Annotated in this window: 21 protein-coding genes; 16 read left to right on the plus strand and 5 right to left on the minus strand. The window is 43.3% G+C overall.

What is annotated here, in order from left to right:
• The first annotated feature begins 16 nt into the window (after positions 1-16).
• The 5 genes from argJ (at position 17) to MSMAS_RS04405 (ending at position 6,444) form a co-directional block, all read left to right on the plus strand.
• Positions 17-1,204, plus strand: coding sequence for a bifunctional ornithine acetyltransferase/N-acetylglutamate synthase (gene argJ / locus MSMAS_RS04385; protein ID WP_015411128.1), 1,188 nt, complete (start codon positions 17-19; stop codon positions 1,202-1,204).
• Positions 1,205-1,546: 342 nt separating this feature from the next.
• On the plus strand, positions 1,547-3,022 hold the full coding sequence (pfkC, locus tag MSMAS_RS04390; protein WP_011032426.1) for an ADP-specific phosphofructokinase: 1,476 nt from the start codon (positions 1,547-1,549) through the stop codon (positions 3,020-3,022).
• A gap of 175 nt (positions 3,023-3,197) precedes the next feature.
• Complete coding sequence (locus MSMAS_RS04395; protein WP_011032425.1) at positions 3,198-4,739, plus strand: ADP-dependent glucokinase/phosphofructokinase; 1,542 nt, start codon at positions 3,198-3,200, stop codon at positions 4,737-4,739.
• Positions 4,726-5,574, plus strand: a complete 849-nt coding sequence (locus tag MSMAS_RS04400; RefSeq protein WP_015411126.1) for a DNA-3-methyladenine glycosylase family protein — start codon at positions 4,726-4,728, stop codon at positions 5,572-5,574. Before MSMAS_RS04395 ends, MSMAS_RS04400 begins: the two co-directional genes overlap by 14 nt.
• A gap of 270 nt (positions 5,575-5,844) precedes the next feature.
• Positions 5,845-6,444 (plus strand): hypothetical protein, encoded by a 600-nt coding sequence (locus MSMAS_RS04405; RefSeq protein WP_230633343.1) that lies wholly within the window; start codon positions 5,845-5,847, stop codon positions 6,442-6,444.
• Between the two features lie 113 nt (positions 6,445-6,557).
• Here the strand turns inward: MSMAS_RS04405 and cca are convergent, their stop codons facing one another.
• Positions 6,558-7,922, minus strand: coding sequence for a CCA tRNA nucleotidyltransferase (cca, locus tag MSMAS_RS04410; RefSeq protein WP_048036454.1), 1,365 nt, complete (start codon positions 7,920-7,922; stop codon positions 6,558-6,560).
• A gap of 585 nt (positions 7,923-8,507) precedes the next feature.
• On the opposite strand from cca, the gene MSMAS_RS04415 reads away from it, so the two are divergent.
• From MSMAS_RS04415 to MSMAS_RS04455, 8 genes are all read left to right on the plus strand, one after another.
• Positions 8,508-9,239: a queuosine precursor transporter gene (locus tag MSMAS_RS04415; protein WP_011032421.1), complete on the plus strand. Its 732-nt coding sequence runs from the start codon at positions 8,508-8,510 to the stop codon at positions 9,237-9,239.
• Between the two features lie 529 nt (positions 9,240-9,768).
• Positions 9,769-12,375 (plus strand): S-layer protein domain-containing protein, encoded by a 2,607-nt coding sequence (locus tag MSMAS_RS04420; RefSeq protein ID WP_011032420.1) that lies wholly within the window; start codon positions 9,769-9,771, stop codon positions 12,373-12,375.
• Between the two features lie 469 nt (positions 12,376-12,844).
• Positions 12,845-13,306, plus strand: coding sequence for a YqaA family protein (locus MSMAS_RS04425; RefSeq protein WP_048046344.1), 462 nt, complete (start codon positions 12,845-12,847; stop codon positions 13,304-13,306).
• A gap of 793 nt (positions 13,307-14,099) precedes the next feature.
• Positions 14,100-14,807, plus strand: coding sequence for an energy-coupling factor ABC transporter permease (locus tag MSMAS_RS04435; protein ID WP_011032418.1), 708 nt, complete (start codon positions 14,100-14,102; stop codon positions 14,805-14,807).
• Positions 14,804-15,145 (plus strand): energy-coupling factor ABC transporter substrate-binding protein, encoded by a 342-nt coding sequence (locus MSMAS_RS04440; protein WP_011032417.1) that lies wholly within the window; start codon positions 14,804-14,806, stop codon positions 15,143-15,145. The genes MSMAS_RS04435 and MSMAS_RS04440 overlap by 4 nt, the downstream gene beginning before the upstream one ends.
• Before the next feature lie 113 nt (positions 15,146-15,258).
• Positions 15,259-16,041 carry a cobalt ECF transporter T component CbiQ gene (gene cbiQ, locus MSMAS_RS04445; protein WP_011032416.1) on the plus strand — a complete coding sequence of 261 codons (783 nt, stop codon included), beginning with the start codon at positions 15,259-15,261 and terminating at the stop codon, positions 16,039-16,041.
• A gap of 10 nt (positions 16,042-16,051) precedes the next feature.
• On the plus strand, positions 16,052-17,413 hold the full coding sequence (locus MSMAS_RS04450) for an energy-coupling factor ABC transporter ATP-binding protein (RefSeq protein ID WP_048039928.1): 1,362 nt from the start codon (positions 16,052-16,054) through the stop codon (positions 17,411-17,413).
• Positions 17,414-17,542: 129 nt separating this feature from the next.
• Positions 17,543-18,586, plus strand: a complete 1,044-nt coding sequence (locus tag MSMAS_RS04455; RefSeq protein WP_011032414.1) for a methionine synthase — start codon at positions 17,543-17,545, stop codon at positions 18,584-18,586.
• A 142-nt stretch (positions 18,587-18,728) separates the two neighbouring features.
• Here the strand turns inward: MSMAS_RS04455 and MSMAS_RS04460 are convergent, their stop codons facing one another.
• The 3 genes from MSMAS_RS04460 to MSMAS_RS04470 form a co-directional block, all read right to left on the minus strand.
• Positions 18,729-19,562, minus strand: coding sequence for a TIM barrel protein (locus MSMAS_RS04460; protein WP_011032413.1), 834 nt, complete (start codon positions 19,560-19,562; stop codon positions 18,729-18,731).
• 138 nt (positions 19,563-19,700) lie between these two features.
• The gene (locus MSMAS_RS04465) at positions 19,701-20,033 is read right to left on the minus strand and encodes a hypothetical protein (RefSeq protein ID WP_011032412.1); all 333 of its coding nucleotides are present in this window, start codon (positions 20,031-20,033) and stop codon (positions 19,701-19,703) included.
• Between the two features lie 140 nt (positions 20,034-20,173).
• Positions 20,174-20,638, minus strand: a complete 465-nt coding sequence (locus tag MSMAS_RS04470) for a phosphopantetheine adenylyltransferase (protein ID WP_011032411.1) — start codon at positions 20,636-20,638, stop codon at positions 20,174-20,176.
• Positions 20,639-20,924: 286 nt separating this feature from the next.
• Between MSMAS_RS04470 and radA the strand changes: the two genes are divergently transcribed.
• Together radA and MSMAS_RS04480 are read left to right on the plus strand one after the other, a co-directional pair.
• Complete coding sequence (radA, locus tag MSMAS_RS04475; RefSeq protein ID WP_015411114.1) at positions 20,925-21,902, plus strand: DNA repair and recombination protein RadA; 978 nt, start codon at positions 20,925-20,927, stop codon at positions 21,900-21,902.
• Between the two features lie 244 nt (positions 21,903-22,146).
• Complete coding sequence (locus MSMAS_RS04480; RefSeq protein WP_011032409.1) at positions 22,147-22,827, plus strand: phosphoglycolate phosphatase; 681 nt, start codon at positions 22,147-22,149, stop codon at positions 22,825-22,827.
• 103 nt (positions 22,828-22,930) lie between these two features.
• Here MSMAS_RS04480 and MSMAS_RS04485 read toward each other — a convergent pair whose 3' ends face one another.
• On the minus strand, positions 22,931-23,590 hold the full coding sequence (locus tag MSMAS_RS04485) for a transglutaminase-like domain-containing protein (RefSeq protein WP_015411113.1): 660 nt from the start codon (positions 23,588-23,590) through the stop codon (positions 22,931-22,933).
• A 157-nt stretch (positions 23,591-23,747) separates the two neighbouring features.
• Here MSMAS_RS04485 and MSMAS_RS04490 point away from each other — a divergent pair, with 157 nt between their 5' ends.
• Positions 23,748-24,272 (plus strand): hypothetical protein, encoded by a 525-nt coding sequence (locus MSMAS_RS04490; RefSeq protein ID WP_011032407.1) that lies wholly within the window; start codon positions 23,748-23,750, stop codon positions 24,270-24,272.
• The last annotated feature ends 42 nt before the right edge of the window (positions 24,273-24,314 follow it).

Below are 24,314 nucleotides of genomic sequence, written 5' to 3' on the forward strand. Positions count from 1 at the left end.
TCTAAGGAGAGTTTTCATGAAGCAAATAGAGGGCGGAATTTGTGCAGTAAGGGGCGTATCTGCATACGGGATAAAACCCGGAAAAATGGGGATAGCTGTTATCCGTGCGGAAGGGCCTGCGGCAGGTGTTTTTACAAGGAATAAGGTAGTTGCGGCTCCTGTTACACTCAGCAGGGAACGGATTGAAACCGAACACAGGCTGTCTGCTGTGATTGCAAACAGTGGAAACGCCAATGCTTTTACTGGTGATGACGGTTTTCTGGACGCTATGGAAATGGCTTCTATGGTCGCTGAAAATCTAGGCCTGGACCCTGATAACGTTGCCGTTGCCTCGACAGGAGTAATCGGCAGGAGGCTTGACGTCTCCTTTATAAAGGAACACCTTCCTGAAGTCCTTGAAGGGCTGGGCAGTTCTCCCGAATGTAGCCGTGCAGCAGCAAAGGCTATCATGACCACGGACAGAGCCCTTAAAGAATCTGCTGTGGAACTTGACTGCGGGGTAAGGATAGGGGCAATTGCAAAAGGCTCCGGCATGATAGAACCGAATATGGGAACCATGCTCTGCTTTGCATATACTGATGCAAAGGTGCCTGCCGATGTCCTGGATGCGGCTCTGAAGATAGCTGTCGACAAAACCTTCAACATGGTTGTCGTGGACGGGGACACGAGCACGAATGATATGGTGCTTTTTACCTCCACCTGTAAGTCCGGAGTCAAGCCCTGCCTGGATTGCCTTGACGACTTTGAGGAAGGGCTTGTTTGTGTGTTTACCGACCTTGCAAAGAAAATGGCTAAAGACGGGGAAGGTGCGACCAAACTTATAGAAGCCAGAGTTACAGGGGCAAAAAAATACGAAGATGCCAGACTTGTTGCAAAAACCATTGTCCGCTCTCCTCTGGTGAAGTCTGCCATTTTCGGAAAAGACCCTAACTGGGGCAGGGTTGTAGCTGCAGCAGGGTATTCGGGTGCCGAGCTTGAGCAGGAAAGGCTCACTCTATCTTTCTCAGGAGGAGGAGAGGAGGTCGAACTTGTAAAAGCTGGGGAAATATCAACGGCTTCGGATCTTTCCCTCCTGAAGAAAATAATGGCAAATGATGAGATTATCATTAACCTTGACCTTGCAATGGGAGAAGAATCCGCAACTGCATGGGGCTGCGACCTGACTTACGATTATGTCAGGATCAATGCCGAATACACAACCTGAACCGAAAAAGAACGGTATTGTGTACGGGTATCGGGCACGGGTGTTGGGTGCACAGGGTAAACTCTGGAATATGCAGTTTTATGTGCCTGTTATGCCTGGATTTTATTTTTGATGCCTGCTATGGGTCTGGAAGCCGGCATCAGATCAGACTGGACTGCCCTCAGGCTCCCAATCTACACAATGTTAAATAAAATAACGTAGAATGGGAAATAGAGTAAAATACAGCAGATAACTCCTGTATTCAAAACCAGGGATTTATCCTGGTTTATTTATTTCATTATTCCAGAATAATATGTTTCTTGATTCTGGATACTTTATTTTATTCCCAGGGGGTTTACTGACGTGGACATGGAAGAATGGGAACAGCGCCATAATGAAGCATTTTACGATGCTAAAGAAGCCCTTCCTTATCTGGACGGGATGTTTGTAGCTTACAACAGCAATATTGATGCTATCAGGCACCTGGATGAAGAAGCCCTGACAAAGCTTATCGGGTTTTTCGATGAGGCTGAAATTCAGGAAAGGGTTGCGGTATACCCGAGAGAAATTGCCGATCCGTTGGATTTCATCGCCCGCCTGCTCATAGCTATGAGGGAAGGGAAAGCCGCAGAAGTGCCCACATATACCGAAGAAATCCATACGTGGCTGAAAGAACACCTTGGTTTCGACTATGCCAGAATGGGAGGCCAGGCAGGAATTATTTCAAACCTTCTTGCCCGGTTAGACCTGAAAAAGGTTGTGGCTTATATTCCCTGGCTTTCAGCAGAGCAGGCAGAATATTTTGAAGATAACGGCAACATCCTTCACCCTAAAGTAGAAAATGGAGAAGTCGTCCTCAAGACTCCTGCAGAGGCTTTCAATCCCGGGATGGGGTCAAAGGTCAACTGGATATTTGAGTTTTCCAAAGACCTCAAAGTGTCCTGCGCAGGGAGCACTTTCAAAGTGCCCAGGGACAACCGCCTGATTATCTCTTCCCGCCCCAAATGGATCCGCCTTGATATGGACAGAGCGATATATGACCAGCTTGAGACCATCTTTCCGGTTGACGGGGCAATGCTTTCCGGTTATCAGATGATAAAAGAAGAATATGAGGACGGGTCTACCTACAAAGATTATGTTGAGCATTCCGTAGAAGTCATTAATAAGCTGAAGTCATTGAACCCTGACCTCCGTATCCATGTGGAGCTCACTTCCATCCAGAACCGGGTTATAAGAAAGGCAATCCTTACAGAAATTGTTGCAAGGCATGTCCATTCTCTCGGGCTTGACACTGTAGAAGTTGCAAATGCTCTTAATGTACTCGGATATGAGGAGCTTTCATATTCCGTGATCCGGAAGGGAGAAAACGGGATTATGTCCCTTTACCAGGGGGCTGTCCAGTTAATGAAGGACCTTAAACTTGAAAGGGTACATGTTCACTCTCTTGGCTTCTATATATGCATCCTGGCAAAAGGCCACCCTCTAACCCTGAAAGAACACAGGGATGCCCTGCTCTTCTCCTCTGTCCTCGCAGCTTCCCGGGCCCTTCACGGAAAAATCGAAGACCTTAATGAAGCCGAAACCGGCCTGGACGTGCCTGTCTCAGCCCAGGGCCTGGAAGATCTGGAGACCTTCAAGCTTTACTGTACAGGAAGAAAGCTATGCAGCCCGGATGAATTTGAATACGGGTACATATACGGGTCAGATCATGACGCTATCCTCATACCATCCAAAGTGGTGGACAGGCCAAAAGCAACGGTAGGAATAGGAGATACCATTTCCGCAGGGGCTTTTGCAGCCATGCTTGCAAGGATGAAACAGATAAAATCAGGGAAATAAGTTATGTTATAAATTTCCAGAAATTTCTGAGAAGAGACTTTTCTGGAAATTATTTTCCGGATAGGTTTTCCAGGGTAGATTCTTATCTTCCACGCTTTATAACGGATTAAGTGATTCCCAGCATGGAAGCCTGAAAAAGGCTCCCTCTCCGTTTTAATTTACAGGAACAGGTCAGATGAAAATACTTTGTGGCTATAATGTAAATATAGACTCCGTATACAGGATAAACGGAGCTGAAATCTCGGAACTGCTGAAGTCGTTTGAAAAGGCTCAAATTCTTGAAAAAATGGAGAACCCTCCCGGGAAAATCCTTTCAGAGTCTGATTTCGTGGCAGGGCTAGTTTACTGTATGAAAAACGGTTGTGGAGCCGAATGGCTTGTTTTTGAACAGGGAGTCTTTGAGTTTTTGAAGAACCGGTATCTTGAAAAGTCCATTGTAAGAATGGGCGGAAATGCAGGGATTATGGCAAACGTCCTTTCCGAGATGGGGGCTTCGAGAGTCGTCCCGAATGTTGCTGTTCCTTCAGAAACCCAGCTCTCTTTATTCTCAAAAAAAGCAGTCTATTTTCCGGGCACTCCTCTTCAGGCAGATAAAGAGCCGGGAAAAGTAAACCCTGAAGACGAATCTATAAAAAATACTCAGGAATCTGAAGATGCGCGTAAATCTGAAGATGCACATAAATCTGAAGATGCACATAATGCACGGACAGGCAGCACAGGTACTTCCAGAACCCAGGACCCTATCCATTTCGTTTTTGATTTTTCAGAAGGCGAAACTTTTTCCCTTTATGGAAAAGAAATCCGGGTCCCCAGGGAAAACCGCTTTATTGCGACCTGCGACCACCTGAACTTCAGGCTCTTTACCAGCGCTGCTTTTGAGAATTATGCCCTGGACAATGCAGGAGAAATGGACGGGGCACTCATATCAGGCTTCCATCTCCTTCTTGATACCTATCCTGACGGCAGCACTTACGGAGAATATCTTGAAAATTCTTTTTCCAGGCTTAAAACCTGGAAATCAAAAAATGAAAATCTCAGGATTCATGTGGAACTGGGGCATTTCGCAAGCAGGGATATAGCAAACTCTGTATTTTTAAAATCTGCCGGAATTTCGGACAGCATCGGAATGAACGAAGACGAGCTTGCAATCTTTAATTACCTGCACGGAGTCCCTGCTGAAGGCCTTTTGCGTATGGAAGCCGAGTCCATAGGAAAGGCAGCCTGTAAACTTGCTTTTATGAACGGGCTTGAGAGACTCTTTATTCATACAAGGGAGTTTGTTCTGACTGTATCAGGGCCGGATTCCGGAAATTCTGACAGTTCAGGAATTTCAGAAAAATGGGATGAAAAAAAATGGAAAGACAGAGAAAGTCCAGCTCTGCTGAAGGAAGCCGGGAAAATAATCGAAGCCATGAGCTTCGGACAGAAGTGTGCAGGAGCATATGCCGCTTCAGGGAAGCTCGAAGGGCGGGAATTTATGGAAAAAGAGGCTTTGAAACTTCAGGAAAGCGAGATTGGAAGAAAGCAGTTGCAGCTTTTCCTGAAAGCCTTCGGAGGAGCTGCCTGTGGACGGGGAGCATATGCTTTAATGGAAGGCTGTATGCTCTGTATTCTCCCCACTCTTCTCTGCAAATCCCCGATAACTACGGTTGGGCTCGGGGACACGCTGACTGCGGGAACTTTTTTGAGGGGGCTTGAGCTGGATGTACAGACTTGATCCCGATTTTTTCAACCTTGATTATACCCTCGACTGCGGCCAGGTCTTCCGCTGGGAAAAGAATGGAGACTGGTGGACAGGGGTTGTAGGAAACAATGTTATCCGTCTTTCCCAGGAGGAAGACAGCCGGGAACTGCTAATTGACTCCAAACTCCCTCCCGAATTTTTCTCCCGTTATTTTCGCCTTGACGACGACCTCCCTTTAATTTACGAGAGCATCAACAGGGACCTTCTGATAGACAGGGCAATAAAAAGATATAAGGGCCTGCGCCTGATCCGTCAGGATCCCTGGGAATGCCTGATTTCTTACATGCTTGCCACGGCTTCGAGCATTCCGACAATTCAAAAAAGGATCTGTCTTCTGAGCCGGATCTTCGGACAGGAGCTCGAAGACGGATATTTCAGTTTTCCGGACCCTGAAACTCTTGCAAACGCTGATATGTCCATGCTTGACCTCTGTAAGCTGGGCTTCAGGGCAGACCGCATAAAAATGGCAGCAGAGGAAGTCTGCTCAGGGGAACTGGACTTTAACACCCTTTTCCGCCTTGAATACAAATACGCCAGAGAACGCCTTATGAGGCTCCGCGGCATAGGGGAAAAAGTTGCTGACTGCGTCCTCCTTTTCGCTTTTGAGAAAATGGAGTCTTTCCCTGTAGATACCCACATCAGGCAGATCATCCAGCATTACCATATCGATGACAGCTACTTCGAAACCTGCACAAACCTGAGCTGTATGGGAGACTGGGGACGGGAATATTTCGGACGCTACTGCGGGTATGCCCAGGAGTATCTTTATTATCAGAAAAGGGTTGAGGGGTTTGTGAGTCTTTATTGAATTCTCTTCACTAATTCCTTTTTAATGATTTTTGACTTTTAGATCCAAATAATTCAATTTGATTATAAATTGATACAGGAACTCAAGCCTGTATTTTCTTCTTTTATTCAGTTTGTATAATCATAATATGAATCAAAAACATTAATAATTTTTATAAAATATATGTTTAAATCAAATTATGCTGGCATATTCTGACGCAGGCAATAAGATAATCACTGAAATTAAAAAAATTATTATATGATTCCTTTGAAGACTTATGTTTATTGTCTTATGTTAATTGTTTTTCCCTTCGGTGGTGGTATTATTTCTAATTTAAAATTTGATCGAAAAGAGAGGTTATTTGATAAAAGAGAAAGGGACAATGATGGGAAAGAAAGATTATTTGAAAGAGATATTGATCGAAAAGAGAAGTTAGCCCAAACTTATATTACGGTTTATGGTTTGTTTATTGTTTTTGGTCAAATTGAGACTGATTCAAAGCCTGTGATTCGTGTTGCTTTTAGTTTTTTTATTTTTATGATATCATATTGTATATTAATCTCCAATCTTAGTTATTCGACTAATAATTCATCTACTAATAGTTTATTAATTACTACTGCCAATGTAGCTGCATTTTATTCATCTGGTTTATTTAGTTTTTCTTTTTTAATGTTTCTTTCTCAAGATTTTTATTTACCAATTTATAGAATTATAACGGATTATCAAACAGGGGTATTCATTCTGATATTATGGAGTTCTAGTTTTTTGTCATTACTATTTTCTAAACATAAACCTAAAATTATTCAATTATGGTTTATTATTGTCTTTATTGTCTTCTTCATAGATCAGACCAGAGATATGCTAGCAGATTTACATTCTTTGATGGTTTAATGAGAACTAATGGAAAGTACCTATCCTGTGTAAGAGTTCGGGGGGCAGCTCCCTGAGTACTCTTCTCTATGAAAAATCGAATATTGAGGAATGATTTGTACTTAATAGTAAATTTACACCCATTTCCTCAAAAAAACCCTGAAATCCTGATCTTTTAACCTGCAAATTTCCGCATTTTCAATAACCTCAAAGCCTTTATTCACGCTCTGATAAACCTGTTTTCCCAGGGAGCAGTTTAGAAGCTGTTCTTCAAGGAGCCCTTTTGCAGTTGTGTATTTTCGGTGGACTTCATAGACGTACTTCCCGTTTTCGATATATCCTCCAAAAACATTTTCAGCTCCTTCATACTTGTCTTTGAACTTCTCAGCATGTTCCCTGACCCATACCGGAGGACCAGTTCTCTTTTTCACGTTGGGGAGGGTGCCTGAGATAAGTTCGAGCATAACCACGGTTTGGGGTTTCCCTGACCAGACGCCGGTTTTGATCACTGAAAAATCGTATTCGCTGAGGAGGGAAGATGCAGCCTGTTCCATTTTATACAGTTGCGGATAGAGCACGTCGTCCACAACATCAGGCGTCTCGAAGACGATTGCAAGCTGTGAAGTTTTCCGGCTTTCCAGTTTTTCAAGAAACTCTTTATCCTCGATGGGCAGGGGAGATTCAGGGAAAAAGAATTTGATTTCCGGGCTTTTCAGAAACTCCCTGCAGTGGTCTATGAACATGCAGAATTTGTCAAGAGAGAGGGCTGCTGCAACATTCCGCTTCGGGTCTGTCGGGTCCACCATTACCAGGGGTTCGCTGTGCTCCAGTTCCGAGTGCTGCATAATATCTATTTTCTTGCCGGGCTTCCATGAAGAGGCTGCTTTTACGGTTTTTTCGAAAGAGCCGTAGTAAATGATAAGGAGTTCGGTCAGGTAGCCTGAAAATCCCTGTGTTTTCAGTTCCGAGCCGTAGACTCTGCCCCCGCGCATAAACTGCTTCATGAGCAGGACATCATCTTCCCTACCTTTTATGCGGGATTTTATGAATTCATTATGGAAAGGTGTCCTGTCGACTGCGGATTTTAGCTGGCATGCAGAACAGACCCGGAAGCAAGGGACAAGGTCCACATCAAAGCCTTTGTAAACAATATTCAGGTAAGGGTGTTCAGCATGGCGGTCTTCGGCATATTCCGCGTGTTTTGCAACTTCCCTGGCAATTCCCATTCCTCTTATTTCCAGGTCTTTTCTGGAAGTTTCTTCGGGAAAGCTGATAAAAACATCAATATCGTGAGTTCCTGAGAGCCAGGTGCCTCTTGCAGCAGAACCCACCATCTTCACAAAAATATCAGGCACGCAAAGTTTCTCTGCTGCTGCTTTTACTTCTGCGGCAAGCTCATCCTGAACAGCCATGAGTTCTTTCCTTTCGGCTTCCGTGGGTTTAATCTTTTCAAGGACGGCAAGCTTCAGGTCTTCTGAAATACTGGTATCTGTATCCATGCCGGGACGGCTCCATACGTTATTAATCGTTTATGACAGTAAATTATTGAATATGCAATTTATTCTCGAATCTGCAGTGATTCTTAATTTTATAATGATTCTTAACTGGTACTGACTTTCTGGTTACCTGCTGGTAAATTCAGTTAATTAGTTCGTGGTTTTACTGGACTTGTAATTTCAAAGGTCAGAAACCTTCTCTTTTAACTTATATTTTGTGGATCTTTATATAGAATATAGAATATAAAATTTTGAAATACTGGTTATTTCCCGGATTGTAAGGCTGGAAAATTTTCTTTCATCCGGGCATTTACACGTTTCTGTTCCTATGTCGCTGGATGCTCTTTGAGGAGTCCTGGGATAAGAATAGAGTGTGAACTTTAAATAAAATGAACTGCATTTCTATTCCCCGAATCCGGCAGTTTTGCTGGTTTGCCTTACCTTTAATTCAAGCTTAATTCAATTAATTTTATTTTAATTTCGGCTTGATTTCAGTTTAACTGCAGCTTATATCAAATTGCCTTACTTTAACTCCTATCTGCCACCTCATAAGTTTCCCATTCCCTATAAATCCGGTTGTGAAAAAATATGCTTGTCTGGCTTTACTGGATCATCACTCTAACAATTGCTACCTATGCATCCGTGTATATTATTAAAAAAATGCCTGAGAATGGATTTGCAGCCCTCACCGCTTTCTATGTAGTTTACCTCGCAGCTTCGCAGGTACTTGCTACACGCATTATCGTGTTTGACCTTGGCTTCTATTCCTTTTTCGCGCCCGCAGCGGTTTTCATTTATCCTTTTATTGCCCAGGTCGTGGATATGATTAACGAAGTCTACGGGGAGAAAAGGACGCATATATCCATCCTTATCGCTTTTGCTACCCAGGTACTTTTTGTACTCTTCATAGGCATGGTTACAAACCTCAGTCCTGCACCTTTCTTTGAACTTGAAGATGCCTGGAAGAGTCTCTTCGGGCTGAGTATCAGGATTACCATTGCAAGCTGGGTTTCTTTTCTGGTCTGCTCGAACCTTGATGCCTGGATCTTTGCATCCCTTAAAAAGCGTTTTTCGGAAAAAGAAAAGAACTTCAAGCATGACACCATGATAAACCCTTATATCTGGCTACGTTCAGGGGCTAGCGACTTTGTTAACCTTACTCTGGACTCTGTGATATTTGTCTTTATTGCTTATTATGGAGTTATGCCCGTGCTCCCTCTGATTATAGGACAGCTCATCAGCAAGAATGTTATAGGTTTTCTGGACAACCCCTGGTTTGTGTTCTACAAAAAATTACTTAATAAAAATACAAATGGTTAAACACACAGATTGTTGAAAATATACATTGTTGAAAAACTCAAATTGCTGAAAAATATAAATTACTGAAAATACATATTATTGAAAATATAAATTGTTGAAAAATATAACGGATTAAAATATACAACTCTTTAACACATAAGGATACTTGAAAAGTAATAATACTTGCTAAAAATTCAAATTCTTGAAAATAAGTTCTAAATTTAACAGCTAAAAATATAATATTTTTTTATATCTTCCTTTGTTTATTTTTAAGCTGTTATATCCCTTTATTTCTTTTTTAATCCTTTTTTAGATCTTATTTTTTTCAGTTTTTCGTTTTATACATTCAGGACAGCCCAAAAACTTTTATCTAATTACTTCAATACTTAGAACTGTATATAGTTGAATATTTCAATATGTTCAAAGTGATATGGGGTATCCGGATACGGGAAAAAATCCAGGGGAGTACTCAGGAACTTTTTTGTTTCTATTTCTCCCGGACTTCCTTACGGCCAAACCCCTGCTCCAATCCATTAAAAGGAGGTTTAACTTGGGGAATAAAAACTACTTAAAAATTCTATGCCTATTTTTAATGCTCGGATTGCTGTGCGAATCCGCAGCTGCACAGGTTTCGGGCTCATCAGGCAACCGCATATGGGATGCAAATTTAAGCCAGAACCTTACCTATACCTGGACGCCGCAGACATATTCGGGTTTTTACTATGACCTGGATACCGGGGAAGGCTCGGAAAATATGACTATCCAGCTTACAGAAGGCAGTCGGAGTGTCCAGAGAAACGGATTGCAGTATGAGACAAGGCCCATCGAAACAAACTTCGAATATGGGAACTGGGGCTCTTACCAGGTTATAGGATTTATGGCTGAACGGTATTTTGCTGGATATACTGAAAATTCTAATTTTGTGAATGACGATATAAGCGTAATCTCGGACGGTCAGCTTTCAAAAATATTGATTGACAGCGATGACAGGAAATCCCTCTACACAGGCTCTTCCCTCATACTTGAAGAAGGCTATTCCCTGAACATCGTGGAAGTCGATGTTAACGGAAACACGGTCTGGGTTCAGCTCGAGAAAGACGGGGATGTGATAGACAACGGTTTCCTATCTTCCAACAGTAACTATGTCTATGAAACTGATCTCGGGGACGCAGATGATGTACCTCTGATCGCGGTCCATTTAGCTCAGATATTCAGGGGCACGGAGACAAATGCTATATTTGTAGAAGGAATCTTCCAGATATCGGACGAATATGTCCAGATCGAGAATGGGGACAGGTTCGGGAAAATGGAGATCAGTTCTACTTCGAGTTCCGGAATCATAATGAGAAACCGTGATTCTTTTACTCTGGGCAGAGGAGATACGGTTGACATTATGGGAAAACTCAGCTTTGTCGTGGCTGACTCCAGCGAGCTTCGCTTTGCTCCCATAGTTGAAATTTCCGAACCAGGAACCTATGAACTGAGGGGAACGGTTCATGACGAGACATTTAATACCACTGTCTGGACGCCTTATAACTTTGAAGGGTTCTATTACAGCATAGATGAGAATGTCTCAACCGAAAGCCTGACCCTGACAGAAGAGATTAGCGGCAGGTCGATTGATGACGAGGCCCTTGTCTATTCAACCAGCCCTGCACTCGTGAAATTCGAACAGGAAAGCTGGGGTTCCTATCAGGTCATTGGCTTCATGGCAGAGAAGTATTTTGCAGGCTACCCTGCGAATACCTTCGGAAATTCAAGAAGCGTGAGTGTCCTTTCAGATGATATCCTTGCAAAAGTTTTGATTGATGACGATCACAAGAGGTCTATGTTCACGGGCTCCTCCATAGCTCTTGAAAATGGCTACTCCCTCAAAGCCGCAGAGGTCGATGTAAACGGTAACAGAGTACTTCTCGAGCTGTACAGGGACGGAGAGCTTGTGGATTCCGGGATAACTTCCAGCAATGGGGACTACATCTACGAAGCGGATATCGGCGGGGCGGAAGATGTCCCCATGATCGCAGCCCACATAAGCACAGTCTTCCGTTCACGTGAAACTGACGCTGTGTTTATAGAAGGCATCTTCCAGGTCTCAGATGATTATCTTGAGCTTTCCCAGGGCGACTCCTTCGGCAAGATGGAAATCAGCACCATATCCAGTTCAGGAATTACAATGAAGAACGAGGATTCAATTTCCCTTTCAAGGGGCAATACGATCAGCCTGATGGGCAATGTAAGCTTCAAGGTAGCTGATTCAAATGTCCTGCGTTTCTATCCATTCGTTGAAGTCAAGAGCGCGCCACAGGACCAGCTCAGGATAGAAACCCCTGATGTCTTTGTGGTCGGAGAGGCTGCAGAAATCTCTGTAACCGCAAGGGATGCTGCAGTCAGTGACGTTGAAATCCGGCTCGGCAACCAGAGCATCGGAACCACAGGGGACGACGGGATCCTTGCCTACACCCCAACCCTGGAGGGCGATTTCACTTTATATGCAAACAAGGCAGGCTACCTCTCCGGAAGTAAGGATGTGGATATTGTCGGAGCCGGAGTCCTGAAACTGCTGCTCTCAGTTTCTCCTGAAAACATCAGGGAAGGAGACCAGATAAGCATCAGGGTTACTGATTCTGTAGAGAAACAGCCTGTCCCCGGAGCAGATGTATTCTTTGGAGGGCAGAAAGTTGAAGGTCAGACAGGTACGGACGGCACTGTATCTTACTGGGTAACCGCTCCGGGCACATTCACAGTAAATGCTACAAAAGCAGGTTATGAAGAAGGAGAAATTATTGTTGAAGTCTCTGAAGACAAAGCCGAATTCGAGTTTTCAGACCTCTTAATTGAACCTGCTTCTGTTAAGGGCGGAGATGCAGTCACAATCCAGGTAAATGTTACAAACACCGGTAACATTGCAGGAGAAACCGAAGTGGAACTTCTGGTCAACAATGAAACCGTGGACTCCGAAACCGTAAGCCTGGAAGCTGGCGAGACCACAACAGTCGAATTCTCGCACACTGAAAAGGAACAGGGCGACTATACGATTGAGATAGGAGACCTGAGCGGAACTTACGAAGTAACGAAATCAACTCCCTTCCTGACCGGCGCTGCAACCATCGGCATACTTGCCACAGCATTTATACTGCTAAGGAAAAGAAGGGACTGAACAGGTTTCTTCTTTTTCGTAGCAGGGACCGGAAATATTTTTTGATTCCGGTCTTTTTCTTCTTTTTTGTTTTTTAAGCACCATTCAGGACTTATTTAAGTCAAAAGTAAATTATCTGCCCTTTCTCTTCTTTCTGTGCAGTCTGTTTATCCTGGTCGGGCATGACATGCCAGGTTCGGTAAATAGAGTAAGGCTTCAGGATAAGAGATATTTTTGTAATTTAATTTTTTTAGCCCTTTATGAAAAATTTACTCCATACTCTTCTTACCCGGTCCTCCCTGGTCCAGTCCAATACCATTGTCATAAATCAGTTTCTTGAGCGAGCCGGGCAGGTGAAAAGGACAGCGTGGTGTTGAAATTGCACCATAATTCTCAGAAAATCTTCAATTTCCTGTGCTCTAAATGAAATTCGGGTGGCAAGAAACACTTTAAATAGAATCGCAGGCAGGAGTGTAAGAGAAGGATTACCATGTTTGAAACCCTGAGTACTTTTATTGCCGATTACGGTTACCTGAACCTTTTTGTCCTGAGTTTTCTGGCTTCTACAGTCCTGCCTTTCGGCTCAGAGGCTCTGGTAGTCGCTCTTGTTTACCAGGGGTTCAGCCCTTTTTCTGTGGTTATGGTGGCCACTACCGGAAACTTCCTGGGGTCATGCACCACTTATTATCTGGGCTTAAAAGGGCGGCATGTGCTTGAAAAATACCTTTCTCCTTCTCCGGAAAAGCTCGAGAAAAGTGAGAGGCTTTTCAATAAATACGGGGTTTATACTCTCCTTTTTACCTGGGTTCCGGGCATAGGAGATGTAATTACAATGGTTGCAGGACTTATGCAGCTGTCTTTCAGGTCTTTTTCAGTCCTGATTTTTATCGGGAAATTCGGGCGTTATTTTGCAATTGCTTATTCGGTAGTATTTTTCAGTCACGGGCTTTGAATTCGTAAATTAGGTTCATAGCAATTGTGGGAATAATGCCTTCACCGGGAAAAATTCAGTGGAAAGAAGCATTAATTCACTGAAAAAGAGCTTTAATTCAGTGGAAAGGAGCTTTAATTCACTGAAAAGGAACATTCTATGATTTCATGATTCTATCCCAAACGAAATTTTCTTTTTAAAAAAGCCTTACTTTTAAATCTTCTTATTTTTATTCAAAAGTATACCCTTCCTGACGATCTTATTTCAAGACTTCTTTTCTAAACGAACCAAATGGATATATTTATATATTTCAGGATACAATACTTTTTTGCTAAAGCAATTTTAGTTGATTATATTTTGCTTTGCTTGCCATTCTGACCTGTCTTCCAGGTCTAAAAACAGGATCTATATACGTTATAACCTCCATTTTTATTTTTTTATTTTTTTTATTTTCATTATTATCTTTTTAATCATTATACAACTTTACTTTATTATCTCTTTTTCCCTGCTTACTGATACTGATATTAAATTCTACCTTTGTCAGGATATTTTTCACAGCGTCTCAAGTTATTGATTCATTTTTATTTATTCTTTATAATATATAATGTTCCTGCCAGTTTATGCCTGATATTACTCAAGTTTGCTTGTTCTGTCTTATCTGTCCAGATTTTCAAGAGTTGTATTACCTTCAAATTAATTTTTATAGGCTCTTGCGCACCCGTTTCTCTTCCACCGTAACCTTTATGTATTCTATAACTCAATCTAACTTTACTTAATCCCAATAATCTTTACTTGATATCCTTGCGGTGATCCTATGCATATAATGGAAGGTTTTTTACCTACTCCCTGGTGGCAGTTATGGTTTGCAGTATCAATTCCCGTGATACTGTACGGCATTTACAAAATGAACAATCTGGTCAAAGAAAAACGCGAAATATTGCCTCTCCTTGCTGTCGCAGGTGCGTTTATTTTTGTGTTATCCTCCCTGAAATTGCCTTCGGTAACCGGAAGCTGTTCCCACCCTACAGGAACCGGAGTTGCAGCAATTATATTCGGTCCGGCAATATCCGCAGTGCTCGGGACTATCGTGCTTCTCTATCAGGCACTTTTCCTTGCGCACGGGGGACTCACAACTCTTGGAGCAAATGTCTTTTCCATGGGCATCGTAGGGCCTGTGGTAGCATACCTTGTTTATAAAGCAGGTATGAAAGCTAATATCAACTTCTTTGTCGTGGTCTTCCTTGCTACGGCTTTTGGGGACTGGGCAACCTATCTAACTACATCCGTGCAACTTTCTCTGGCGTATCCTGCAGGTGGAGCGCTTACTATTGCAGGTTTCATGAGTTCATTCGGCAAATTCGCCACAGTCTTTGCAGTTACTCAGGTGCCCCTTGCGATCATGGAGGGAGCTATCAGTGCCCTGCTCTTCAAGTACGTTGTCAACGTCAAGAGCGACATCCTGGTTGAAATGAAAGTCATTGAAGATGCTGTTGTAAGAAAACTGAGAGGTATTTCCGCATGAGCAGAAAACTGGAACTTATTGTACTCGCAATTTTCCTGGTCTTTGCAGTGCAGTTCGTTTATATGTCATCCACGTCAGACGCCGAATACGGAGGAGCTGACGGGGAAGCTGAAAATGTTATCAATGAGATCACCGGCGGAACCTATGAGCCAAATGCAGAACCTTTCTGGGAGCCTCCAAGTGGTGAAATTGAAAGCCTCCTCTTTGGCCTTCAGGCAGCTATCGGCGCAGGGATTATCGGTTATTTCCTTGGCTACTACAAGGCAAAAGGCCGATACGAAAACGATCTTGGATATAAAGATAAAAAAAAGTCAGAAAGTGACAAACATTCCTTATAATTTCTTTTCTACCCCTTTACTTTCCTGCCTTCATTGCAGGAAAGTTTTTATCTTTTGCCTATTATTTTTAACCTTTGATTTTTGCTTAAATCCACAATCTGCGGGTTTGCTATATGACAAATATTCTTGATGATTATGCGCTTATGAGCCCACTCAGGCACATAAACAACTGGCTAAAGCTTGCAATAGTCTTTTTCGGGCTGCTTGTGGGAGTCTCATCCACGTCTCCCATAGCTCCTCTCTTCATAGCCCTCTGCATGAGCTTTGCAACTGTTGTTCTCGGCAGGACTCCCCTCAAATTCTACCTGAAACTCCTGCTCGCTCCTGCAGGTTTCGCTCTTACGGGTGTGATTATTATCGCTTTCTTTTCAGGCTCGGGGCAGGAACTGTTTTCCTTCAAACTCGCGGGTTATCCTCTTGCGGTAACTGCAGACGGGCTTGAGCTTGCCCTCCTTGTGCTTTCACGGTCTTTAAGCGGGATGTGCTGCCTTTACTTCCTTGCGCTTACAACCCCGATGATAGAACTCTTTGCCGTGCTCAGGGCTTCCAGGCTACCGGAATCACTCATAGAGCTATCCATGCTGATTTACCGGTATATTTTTGTTTTCCTGGACATGGTTCTTTGCATAAAATATGCCCAGACAGTGAGGCTGGGCTATTCGAATTTCAGGCGGTCACTCAATTCAATAGCCATGCTCGGGAGCACGCTCTTTATCAGGTCCTGGGAGCAGGGAGATAAGCTCTTCCTTGCCATGAATTCCAGGTGTTATGACGGAAAAATGACCCTTTTCGAAGTGCACAGGCCTGTAAGGGCGGTGGAACTCCTGCTGACCTCTGCTTATTTCCTCTCAGCTCTTGCACTTTTTTATTTTACAAAAAACATATCCATCATTTGAGGAACATATCATGATTATTCTTGAAACCAGGAGCCTTAAATATTCTTACCCTGACGGGACTGCAGCTGTTCAGGACATAAACATAGAGATCAAAAAAGGAAAAAAGGTTGCCTTTGTAGGGCAGAACGGCTCCGGTAAGTCCACCCTTTTCCTGCTCCTTAACGGGACTTTAAAGCCACAGGAAGGTGAAATTCTCTTCCATGGGGTTCCTTTTAAGTACGATTCAAAATCCCTCCGGGAAATCCGGAAATCCGTAGGAATCGTTTTTCAGAATTCCGATGACCAGATCTTTGCTCCCACAGTATACCAGGACGTAGCTTTCGGGCCTGCAAACCTCGGTTATTCAAAAGAAAGAGTCGATGCCTGTGTGCAGAGTGCCCTTGAGTATGTCGGGCTCATCCGCCTGAAGGACAGGCCTCCTCACCACCTCAGCGGTGGGCAGAAAAAAAGGGTTGCAATTGCCGGTGTTATGGCAATGGAGCCTGAAGTGATCATCCTTGATGAGCCCCTCTCAAACCTCGACCCCGTAGGGGCAGACGAGATTATGGATCTTCTCAACGAATTCAACCATTTCGGGAGCACCATTATCATATCAACTCATGATGTGGACCTTGCATACCGCTGGTCTGACTATGTTTTCCTTATGTCAAACAGCAAACTTATAGGGCAGGGTACACCCGCAGAGGTGTTCAAAGAGCAGGAACTCCTTAAAAAAGCGGGCCTGCGCCAGCCCACTACGCTTGAGATTTATCATGAAATTGAGAGAAGAGGCCTTGCATATGGCAGAAACTCCCCCAAAACCATCCCTGACCTTGTCAATACCCTGAAGCCACTTGACCTTATGTGGGTTGACGTCGCTCCCGGAGTCAGGGAGGGAGATAACCTGAATATTGGAGTCATGTACGGAGAGTATGCCACCCAGTCCCCTTACGAGGCGATTAATGCCACTGTCCTGCACATTCACCCCAACGGCAGGGCTATTGTTGAGCTCAAGCGCAAGGGCATCAAAGCAGGCGGAGTGCTGCTTTACGATACTGATAAATATTCCCCGGATGAGGTCAGGCAGATTATCAAAGAAGGAGAAATCGCTTTCGTGGGGGCAATGGGAAAGAAGAGCAAAACCCTTGCCGAACAGGACGGAATCCGCCTGGACGTCACTTCAGGCGTCATAGACAAATCAATCCTTATGGCTCTCTGTGGAAAACGCTGTCTTATCCTTACAGCAGGCGGAATGGTGGACCATGCCCTGAAAAGAACCAGGGAGTACGTGGATAAAAGCGGGATAGAATTTACAGTTGGCGTGGTTAACAGGGACGGAGGATGTAAGTGGCTCGAAGAAACCGAGGGAAGCCCTGAAAAGCTTAAGACATAACTTTCAACAAATTTTTTCTTTTTACGATTTTTTTCTTTAGCGTCTAGCAGTGTGAAAATTAGAAAATCCTAATTGTGACACCAGAACAATTTCAATATCTTTAAGATTCTATCTCCCTTAATATCCAGCATGCAGGAGATTATTTTTATCGATGAAGGCAGCTTCCCCACACCTGAAGGTGTCACAAGGGAGTGGGTGCAGGGTGCGGCGGAAAACCGGGATGAAGATGAAAAACTCTTTTCAATAATAAGAGAGGCTTTTCAGATAAAAATTGATGCGGGAGTGCAAGTTCCCACATATCCCCAGTTCAGAGACATGATTGGGCAGTTTTTTGATATCATAAAAGACGAAAAAAACTGTCATGAGCCTTATGTGTTGAAAGAGGAACGTGCGACTATCCTTGAGCTGGAAGCAATTGATGAAGTTGCAAAGCAGTATAAAATAGAGACCGGAAAAACTCTCGAAGTCAGGGTCTGTATCGCAGGCCCTACGGATATGTATTATCAGGCTTTTGGGGCAACGGCTTTTGTAGACGTATATGATATCCTTGCTAAGGATATCGAGAAATTCATCAAACAGGCATTTAAAACAGCAAAAAATTTCAAAATTAAAGTTATAGCTCTGGATGAAATCGGCCTTGGGTTAAATGATAAAATTCAGTTTTCCGACGATGAAATTATATCGGCTCTTACCGTTGCCTCTACCTTTGCCAGGCAGCAAGGGGCAGATGTTGAAATTCATGTATATTCCCCATTGAAGTATGAGCTTATATGCGAGACCCCTATCAATGTCATAGGATTTGAGTACGCTGGAAACCCTTCCTACATTGACCTTCTGGACAGAAAAGTGCTGGAAGATTCTGATGCTTATGCAGGGGTCGGGATATCACGGACCGATATTTTCAGCCTTATAAGTATTGTCAATGAAAAGTATGGAATTAATGCCTGGAAGGATAAGGAATACATGCAAAAAATAGTAACCGAGCTCGAGACTCCGGATATTATAAAAAAGAGGCTTGAAACAGCTTATTCGGTTCTCGGGGACCGCATAAAGTATGCGAACCCGGACTGCGGGCTTGCATTCTGGCCGGACCAGGAACTTGCTTTCAGGCTCCTTGAGAATACAGCAAAAGCTGTTAACGAATTTAATGCAGAAGGAATAATTAACAAATAAATTGGGCTGAGACCTTTCTTTTTATTCGACTGTGAGTACCCAGTGTACGCCTTAAAAAATTGTAAGATTAATCTTCAGAAAGGAATTTGAGATTAATCCTTAAAACGACATTCTCAGCCTGTTTTTAGTAAGAACTCCTGGATTATAATTCCGCGTAAGTCCTTTTCAGAAGAAGTGCATCTTCTTCCATTATTGGGCTTTCGCAGATAACAAGCCCTTTAACTTCAAATTCTTTAAGGGCTTTCATAAGTTCGGGATAGTTAAAATCGGATTCTTTAAGGGTCAGGTGCTTTTTTTCTCCGTTTCTGTCGTATTCTATTCCTGATACGTGCATATGCATGTTTGCAAGCCCTTCTTTTCCAAGGGCGTCCTCCACTTTCGAGAGGATTGACGTAAATTCGGGATAGGAGTTTTCCTTTCCTTCCCTTGCGTGCAGATGGGAAAAGTCAAGGCAGGGCATGACCCCTTCGATCTCTTCGCTTAAAGAAAGCACCTCATCAAGGGTTCCGAACTGAGCACGTTTGCCCATGGTCTCAGGGCGAAGGACTGCATCTATGCTTTCACCCCGGAGCCGTCCTGCAAGCTCACTGAGGGCTTTTGAGACGTTCTGATAAGCGGCTTCCCTGCTGCTCTTCTGGTAAAAGGCTGCGTGCAGCACTATCGACTCTGCTCCACAGAGGCTGCCTATCCTTGCAGCCTGATATATCCTTTCCATGCTGGCTTTTAATTTTTCTTCTTCAGAAGAGTTCAGGTTGATGTAGTAAGGTGCATGTACGCTCAGGGCTATATTTTCTCTTCTGGCTGCTTCCAGGACGTTTACTGCCACTTTTTCACTCATACGGACTCCCTGCACGAACTCAAGTTCCATGCAGTCAAGCCCCAGTTCTCTGACCCTAGCTATTCCTGCAACGCTGTTGCTGGCTTTCGTGCTTCTGGGAACTCCTGCAGTCCCAAAAATAAGTTTTTCAGGTAACATGTTAATGCATTTTTTCAGGGTGCTTTTAGTTGGGCTTTTTGAAAATCTGTCTTTCAGCTGTTTTTGTTTACACTATTTTTCTATCTTCAGCTATTTTATCTACTAGCTTTTCAGCTATTTTATCTACCAGCAACTTTTTTAGAAGATTCCTACAAAGTCCTTCAGCTGTTTTGCCCTTTCAGGAGATACTTTTTTCTCGACCACCGCGACCAGTTCTTCAAGATCTTCGTCAAGTGACTGGACATCTTCTTTTCCTTCAAGGGCAAGCCCTACAAGGTAATCAATCTCATCAGCGTCCAGCCTTTCGAGCCTTTCCCTGAAGTCTTCGGGGGATTCGGCAAATTTATGAGAAACCGGGCGAAGTATAAAGGGAAAGTGGTGCCCTGCTTCTCTTGAAATTGTGTTTCCTCCCGCTTCCGGGACGAGCTTATTAAAGATCTCGATGTCTTTTTGTGTAAATTCTCTGGGCATGTTATCACTTTATTATTCTATCCTGATTTATACCTGTTGTAGGCCGGTTATATCTGTTGTCCGATTATATCTGATGCCCGATTATATCTGTTGCAGGGAGAATTTACAAAAAAAGGAGTTCAGGATTTCAAACCTTTTTTTCAAGCTTCTTTTTTTAACCTGCCGTGCCTGTCTATTTCTCCTTTTGAAATCCTGGTAGAAGAAATCGGTATCCCGTCTTCAGCCATCACGTACTCAACATATACAATTTCCAGAGGTTTCTTTCCTTTTTTCTCCCTTATAGTGTTAATTTTCAGGGCAACCGGATAGGTCTCAGGGGAGACAATTATGTGGTCGAAGTCCTCTTCAATAGTTGGGCCGCAGGGATCGTTCAGCCTTGTAACTTCGTATTTCTCTTCCGGAACCCCCATTTTTTTTATATACTCAAGCAGGCGTGACCTTCGGATTTTATAGCTCTCGACGCTGTGGTTTTTTTGCAGCATCTCGTCCGAAGTAAGCCCTATGTAGACTTTTCCACTGCCTGCTATCTCAAACGCTTTTTCAATTAATCTGGCGTGTCCGTCATGAAGATACTGAAACGTACCGCCTACGGCGACCTTTGGCATGATTGGTGATAATCTGCTAAGTAAAAAGAAGTTTTGGTTTTTCTCGGTTTTTTGAAGGCTTTCTATATTTTTTTCTCTCTTTTCCTCTTTTCTTTTACAAGTTTAAGTGGCTGAAAAGAGCTCTTTTTATCCACTTTTTTGCCAGGTTCTTTCGAGTAAATTGGCGCAATTTTTAGCGGTTAAGAATACTTTCACCCCGCCTACTCTAGTTATATATACGTGCAAAACCATAGTTGAGCCACTGTCATGCACCTTATACAAACATGTGCATCTAGGAGAATTTGTAATGAGCGAAATAGCACTCGAAGAACTGCCAGGAGTTGGCCCTGCTACTGCAGAAAAACTCAAGGAAGCCGGATTTAACACAATTGAAGCAGTCGCTGTAGCGTCTCCTTCTGAACTTGCAACCACAGCCGAAATCGGGGAATCGACTGCCGCAAAAATCATTAATGCCGCAAGACAGGCTGCTGATATAGGGGGGTTTGAGACCGGAGATCTCGTCCTTGAAAGAAGGAAGCTTGTAGGCAAACTTACCACCGGTTGCACCGAATTTGATGAAATGATGGGTGGAGGTATCGAAACTCAGGCTATTACCGAACTCTACGGAGAATTCGGTTCCGGAAAGACGCAGGTGGCTCACCAGCTTGCAGTAAATGTCCAGATGGACAGGGAACACGGAGGTCTCGGCGGTTCCGTCATTATTATCGACACTGAAAATACCTTCAGGCCGGAAAGGATCACCCAGATGGTAAACGGGCTTTCCGAGAAGTACGGAATGGAACTTAATCCCGAAGAATTCCTGCAGAACATCCATGTAGCGAGAGCTTACAATTCCAATCATCAGATACTTCTTGTTGACTCTGCTGTGGACCTGGCAAACGAACTCAAGGAAATGGGCAAACCCGTTCGCCTCTTAATTGTTGACTCCCTTATGGCTCACTTCAGGGCTGAGTATGTCGGAAGAGGAACCCTTGCAGACAGGCAGCAGAAACTCAACAAACACATGCACGGCCTTCTCCGCTTCGGAGACCTGTTCAACGCCTGTGTTGTTGTTACAAACCAGGTTATGGCAAAGCCCGATGCCTTCTTTGGAGACCCCACAAGGCCAATCGGAGGGCACATAGTCGGGCACACGGCAACCTTCAGGCTTTACCTGAGGAAATCCAAAGGAGAAAAGAGAATTATACGCCTCGTTGACTCGCCCAGCCTCCCGGAAGGAGAAGCTGTTGTTGCAGTAACCACAGCTGGGCTTACTGACCAGTAAACCTGGAATCAAACTCTGATCAAAATACAATCAGAATACGATCAGGATACGATTAGAATACGATTAAAATAAGATTAGAATAAGTAAGGATCTGTGATCAGAATACGATCAAAATACAATCAGAATCGAATAAGATCAGAATCGAATAAGATCTTATTCTGATCAACACGCCTGAAACCCAATCCACACTTAAAGAGCAATTAATGGGGGAAGCATTTTATTCCTCCATCCCCATATTTTTTTAATGAAATTTAAAGCTCTGGTCATTGACATTGACGGGACAATTACCTGCAAGAACAGGGAACTCCATCTCGGTGCTGTCAAAAAAATGCGCACCCTTAATGTCCCTGTAGTTCTTGCTACAGGCAATATCCTGTGTTATGCAAGGACAGCATCAAGGCTCATCGGGCTTGGAGGAGCTGTGATTGCTGAAAATGGGGGAGCCGTTACTGTCCGCTATGATGTGAATGGCATTTTTGAAGGAAGCCTGGAAGAATGTGAAAAAGCCTTTTCTTTCCTCTCTCAGCATTTCAAGCTCACAAAACTCGACCCCACGTACCGCAAGACCGAGATCGCTCTCAGGCGGGACTTTGACCTTGAAGAAGCCAGATCCCTTCTCGAAACCCAGCCCTTTGACATCGAGCTTGTTGATACGAAATATGCAATCCATATCAAAAGCATAAAAATCAATAAAGGGATAGGACTCCAGAAGCTTGCCGGTATGATGGGCTTTGAAGCCGAAGATTTTGTGGCGATAGGGGACTCGGCAAATGATGCTGAAATGTTTGAGGCGGCAGGCTTCGGAATTGCTGTTGCGAACGGGGATGAAAGAGTAAAAGAGGTTGCCAATTACGTAACAGAGGCATCTTTTGGGGACGGGGCTGTAGAAGCTATTGAATTCCTTGAATCCAACGGCTGGATATGATGGCTGGATACAATGGCTGGATACGATGGCTGGATATGATAACCACAACGGACAGGCTTTCCCTGAGAAGCTCCTGATTAATTTTTTAATTCAGGATTAATTCTTAATCATGGAACAGGTCCCTCAGCCCAAGATCCCACTGTTCCCACATTTCTTTCCTGCTGTTGCTTTTCTTTAAGATCTCAATAACAGTCGGACTCGGCTCTTTGAATATTATTGGGTGATCCTCTTCCCCACGCTCTTTCTTAACCGGCCAGGCAATTTTTTCTTCATATAAGGAGAACTGAGCGTCTACACCCGGCTTATTGCCTCTTGCGTCCAGCCTTATCCATCTGTCCAGGTCTTTCAAGTATACAGCGTTCAGTCCATGCAGGACTTTCCTGTCAATTCCTTCCTGACCTGAACAGAGTTTCTGGTAACAGAACCCGGCTGGTATCCCGAAATACCTCAGCATGGCTGCAAGCAGGTGGGATTTGGCACAGCAGATCCCATGCCCGAACTCAAGAACTTCGGATGCCGTACAGGTGACCTCCTGTGCTCCAATATCTCCTGAATGATGGATATCGTCCCGGACAAATTCGTAAATCTTCCTGATCAGGCTGATTTCTTTTTTTTCTTCCATGCCTTCTATATTTTCCATGTTTTCTATGTTTTCCATATCTTTCTCTAATTCAAGGCACTTATTAACGATCAGCTTATGATCGTAGTTTATGACTTCACTCTTTTTGAGGTAGTCCTGAATATTGTTGCTTTCAGCGTGCATTTTAGTCACCTATTAATCTAACCTGTCAAATATACTACAAATTCTATATGAAATTTAAATTTGATAGGAAACTGCTTTTTATTGATTAAGATACATGATAAACATAAAATACTGAAAATACTGCTATTTCTCTTGAATTGAAAATGGGGGCAACGGTATGGTAGAGGACGAAATCCAGGCTATACAAAAAAGTGTTGAAAAAGATTTATTCGAGGAACAGAACAAAGTTCTGGATCGGTTTTATTCATTGATAACGTTGACATTTACAGCTTTTGCTTTCTCTATTACAGCCCTTAGTTTTTTTTTCGGGAGAGGAGCCCCTAACATCCAGGAAGCTCTCCGTGCTTATCATATCGGTTTTTCTTTTCTTTGTCTATTTCTGGCTTTTACAATTTCAATTACTAATGTACTGGCAATATTTCACCACAGAAAGCTGGTAAAAAAGGATTACATGATAGGATATAGAGAGGATAATGAACTGATAAATAATAATTTGGCATTATATCTCTCTATTGCAAGACATAAGAATTACTATGTAATTGCAATTACTCTTATTGGACTTGGAATTACATCCTTTATTAATCACTTCTCACAGCATCGCATAGTATCCGCTATTCTTGTTGCGGGATTTGTTGTTATAGTACTGTTGCTAATACGCAATTCTCGCAAGTATCTTTCCTGATAATGCAACAAAGATAATCAATATCATAATCCATGATCGGAA

Source organism: Methanosarcina mazei S-6, assembly GCF_000970205.1.
GTDB lineage: Archaea > Halobacteriota > Methanosarcinia > Methanosarcinales > Methanosarcinaceae > Methanosarcina > Methanosarcina mazei.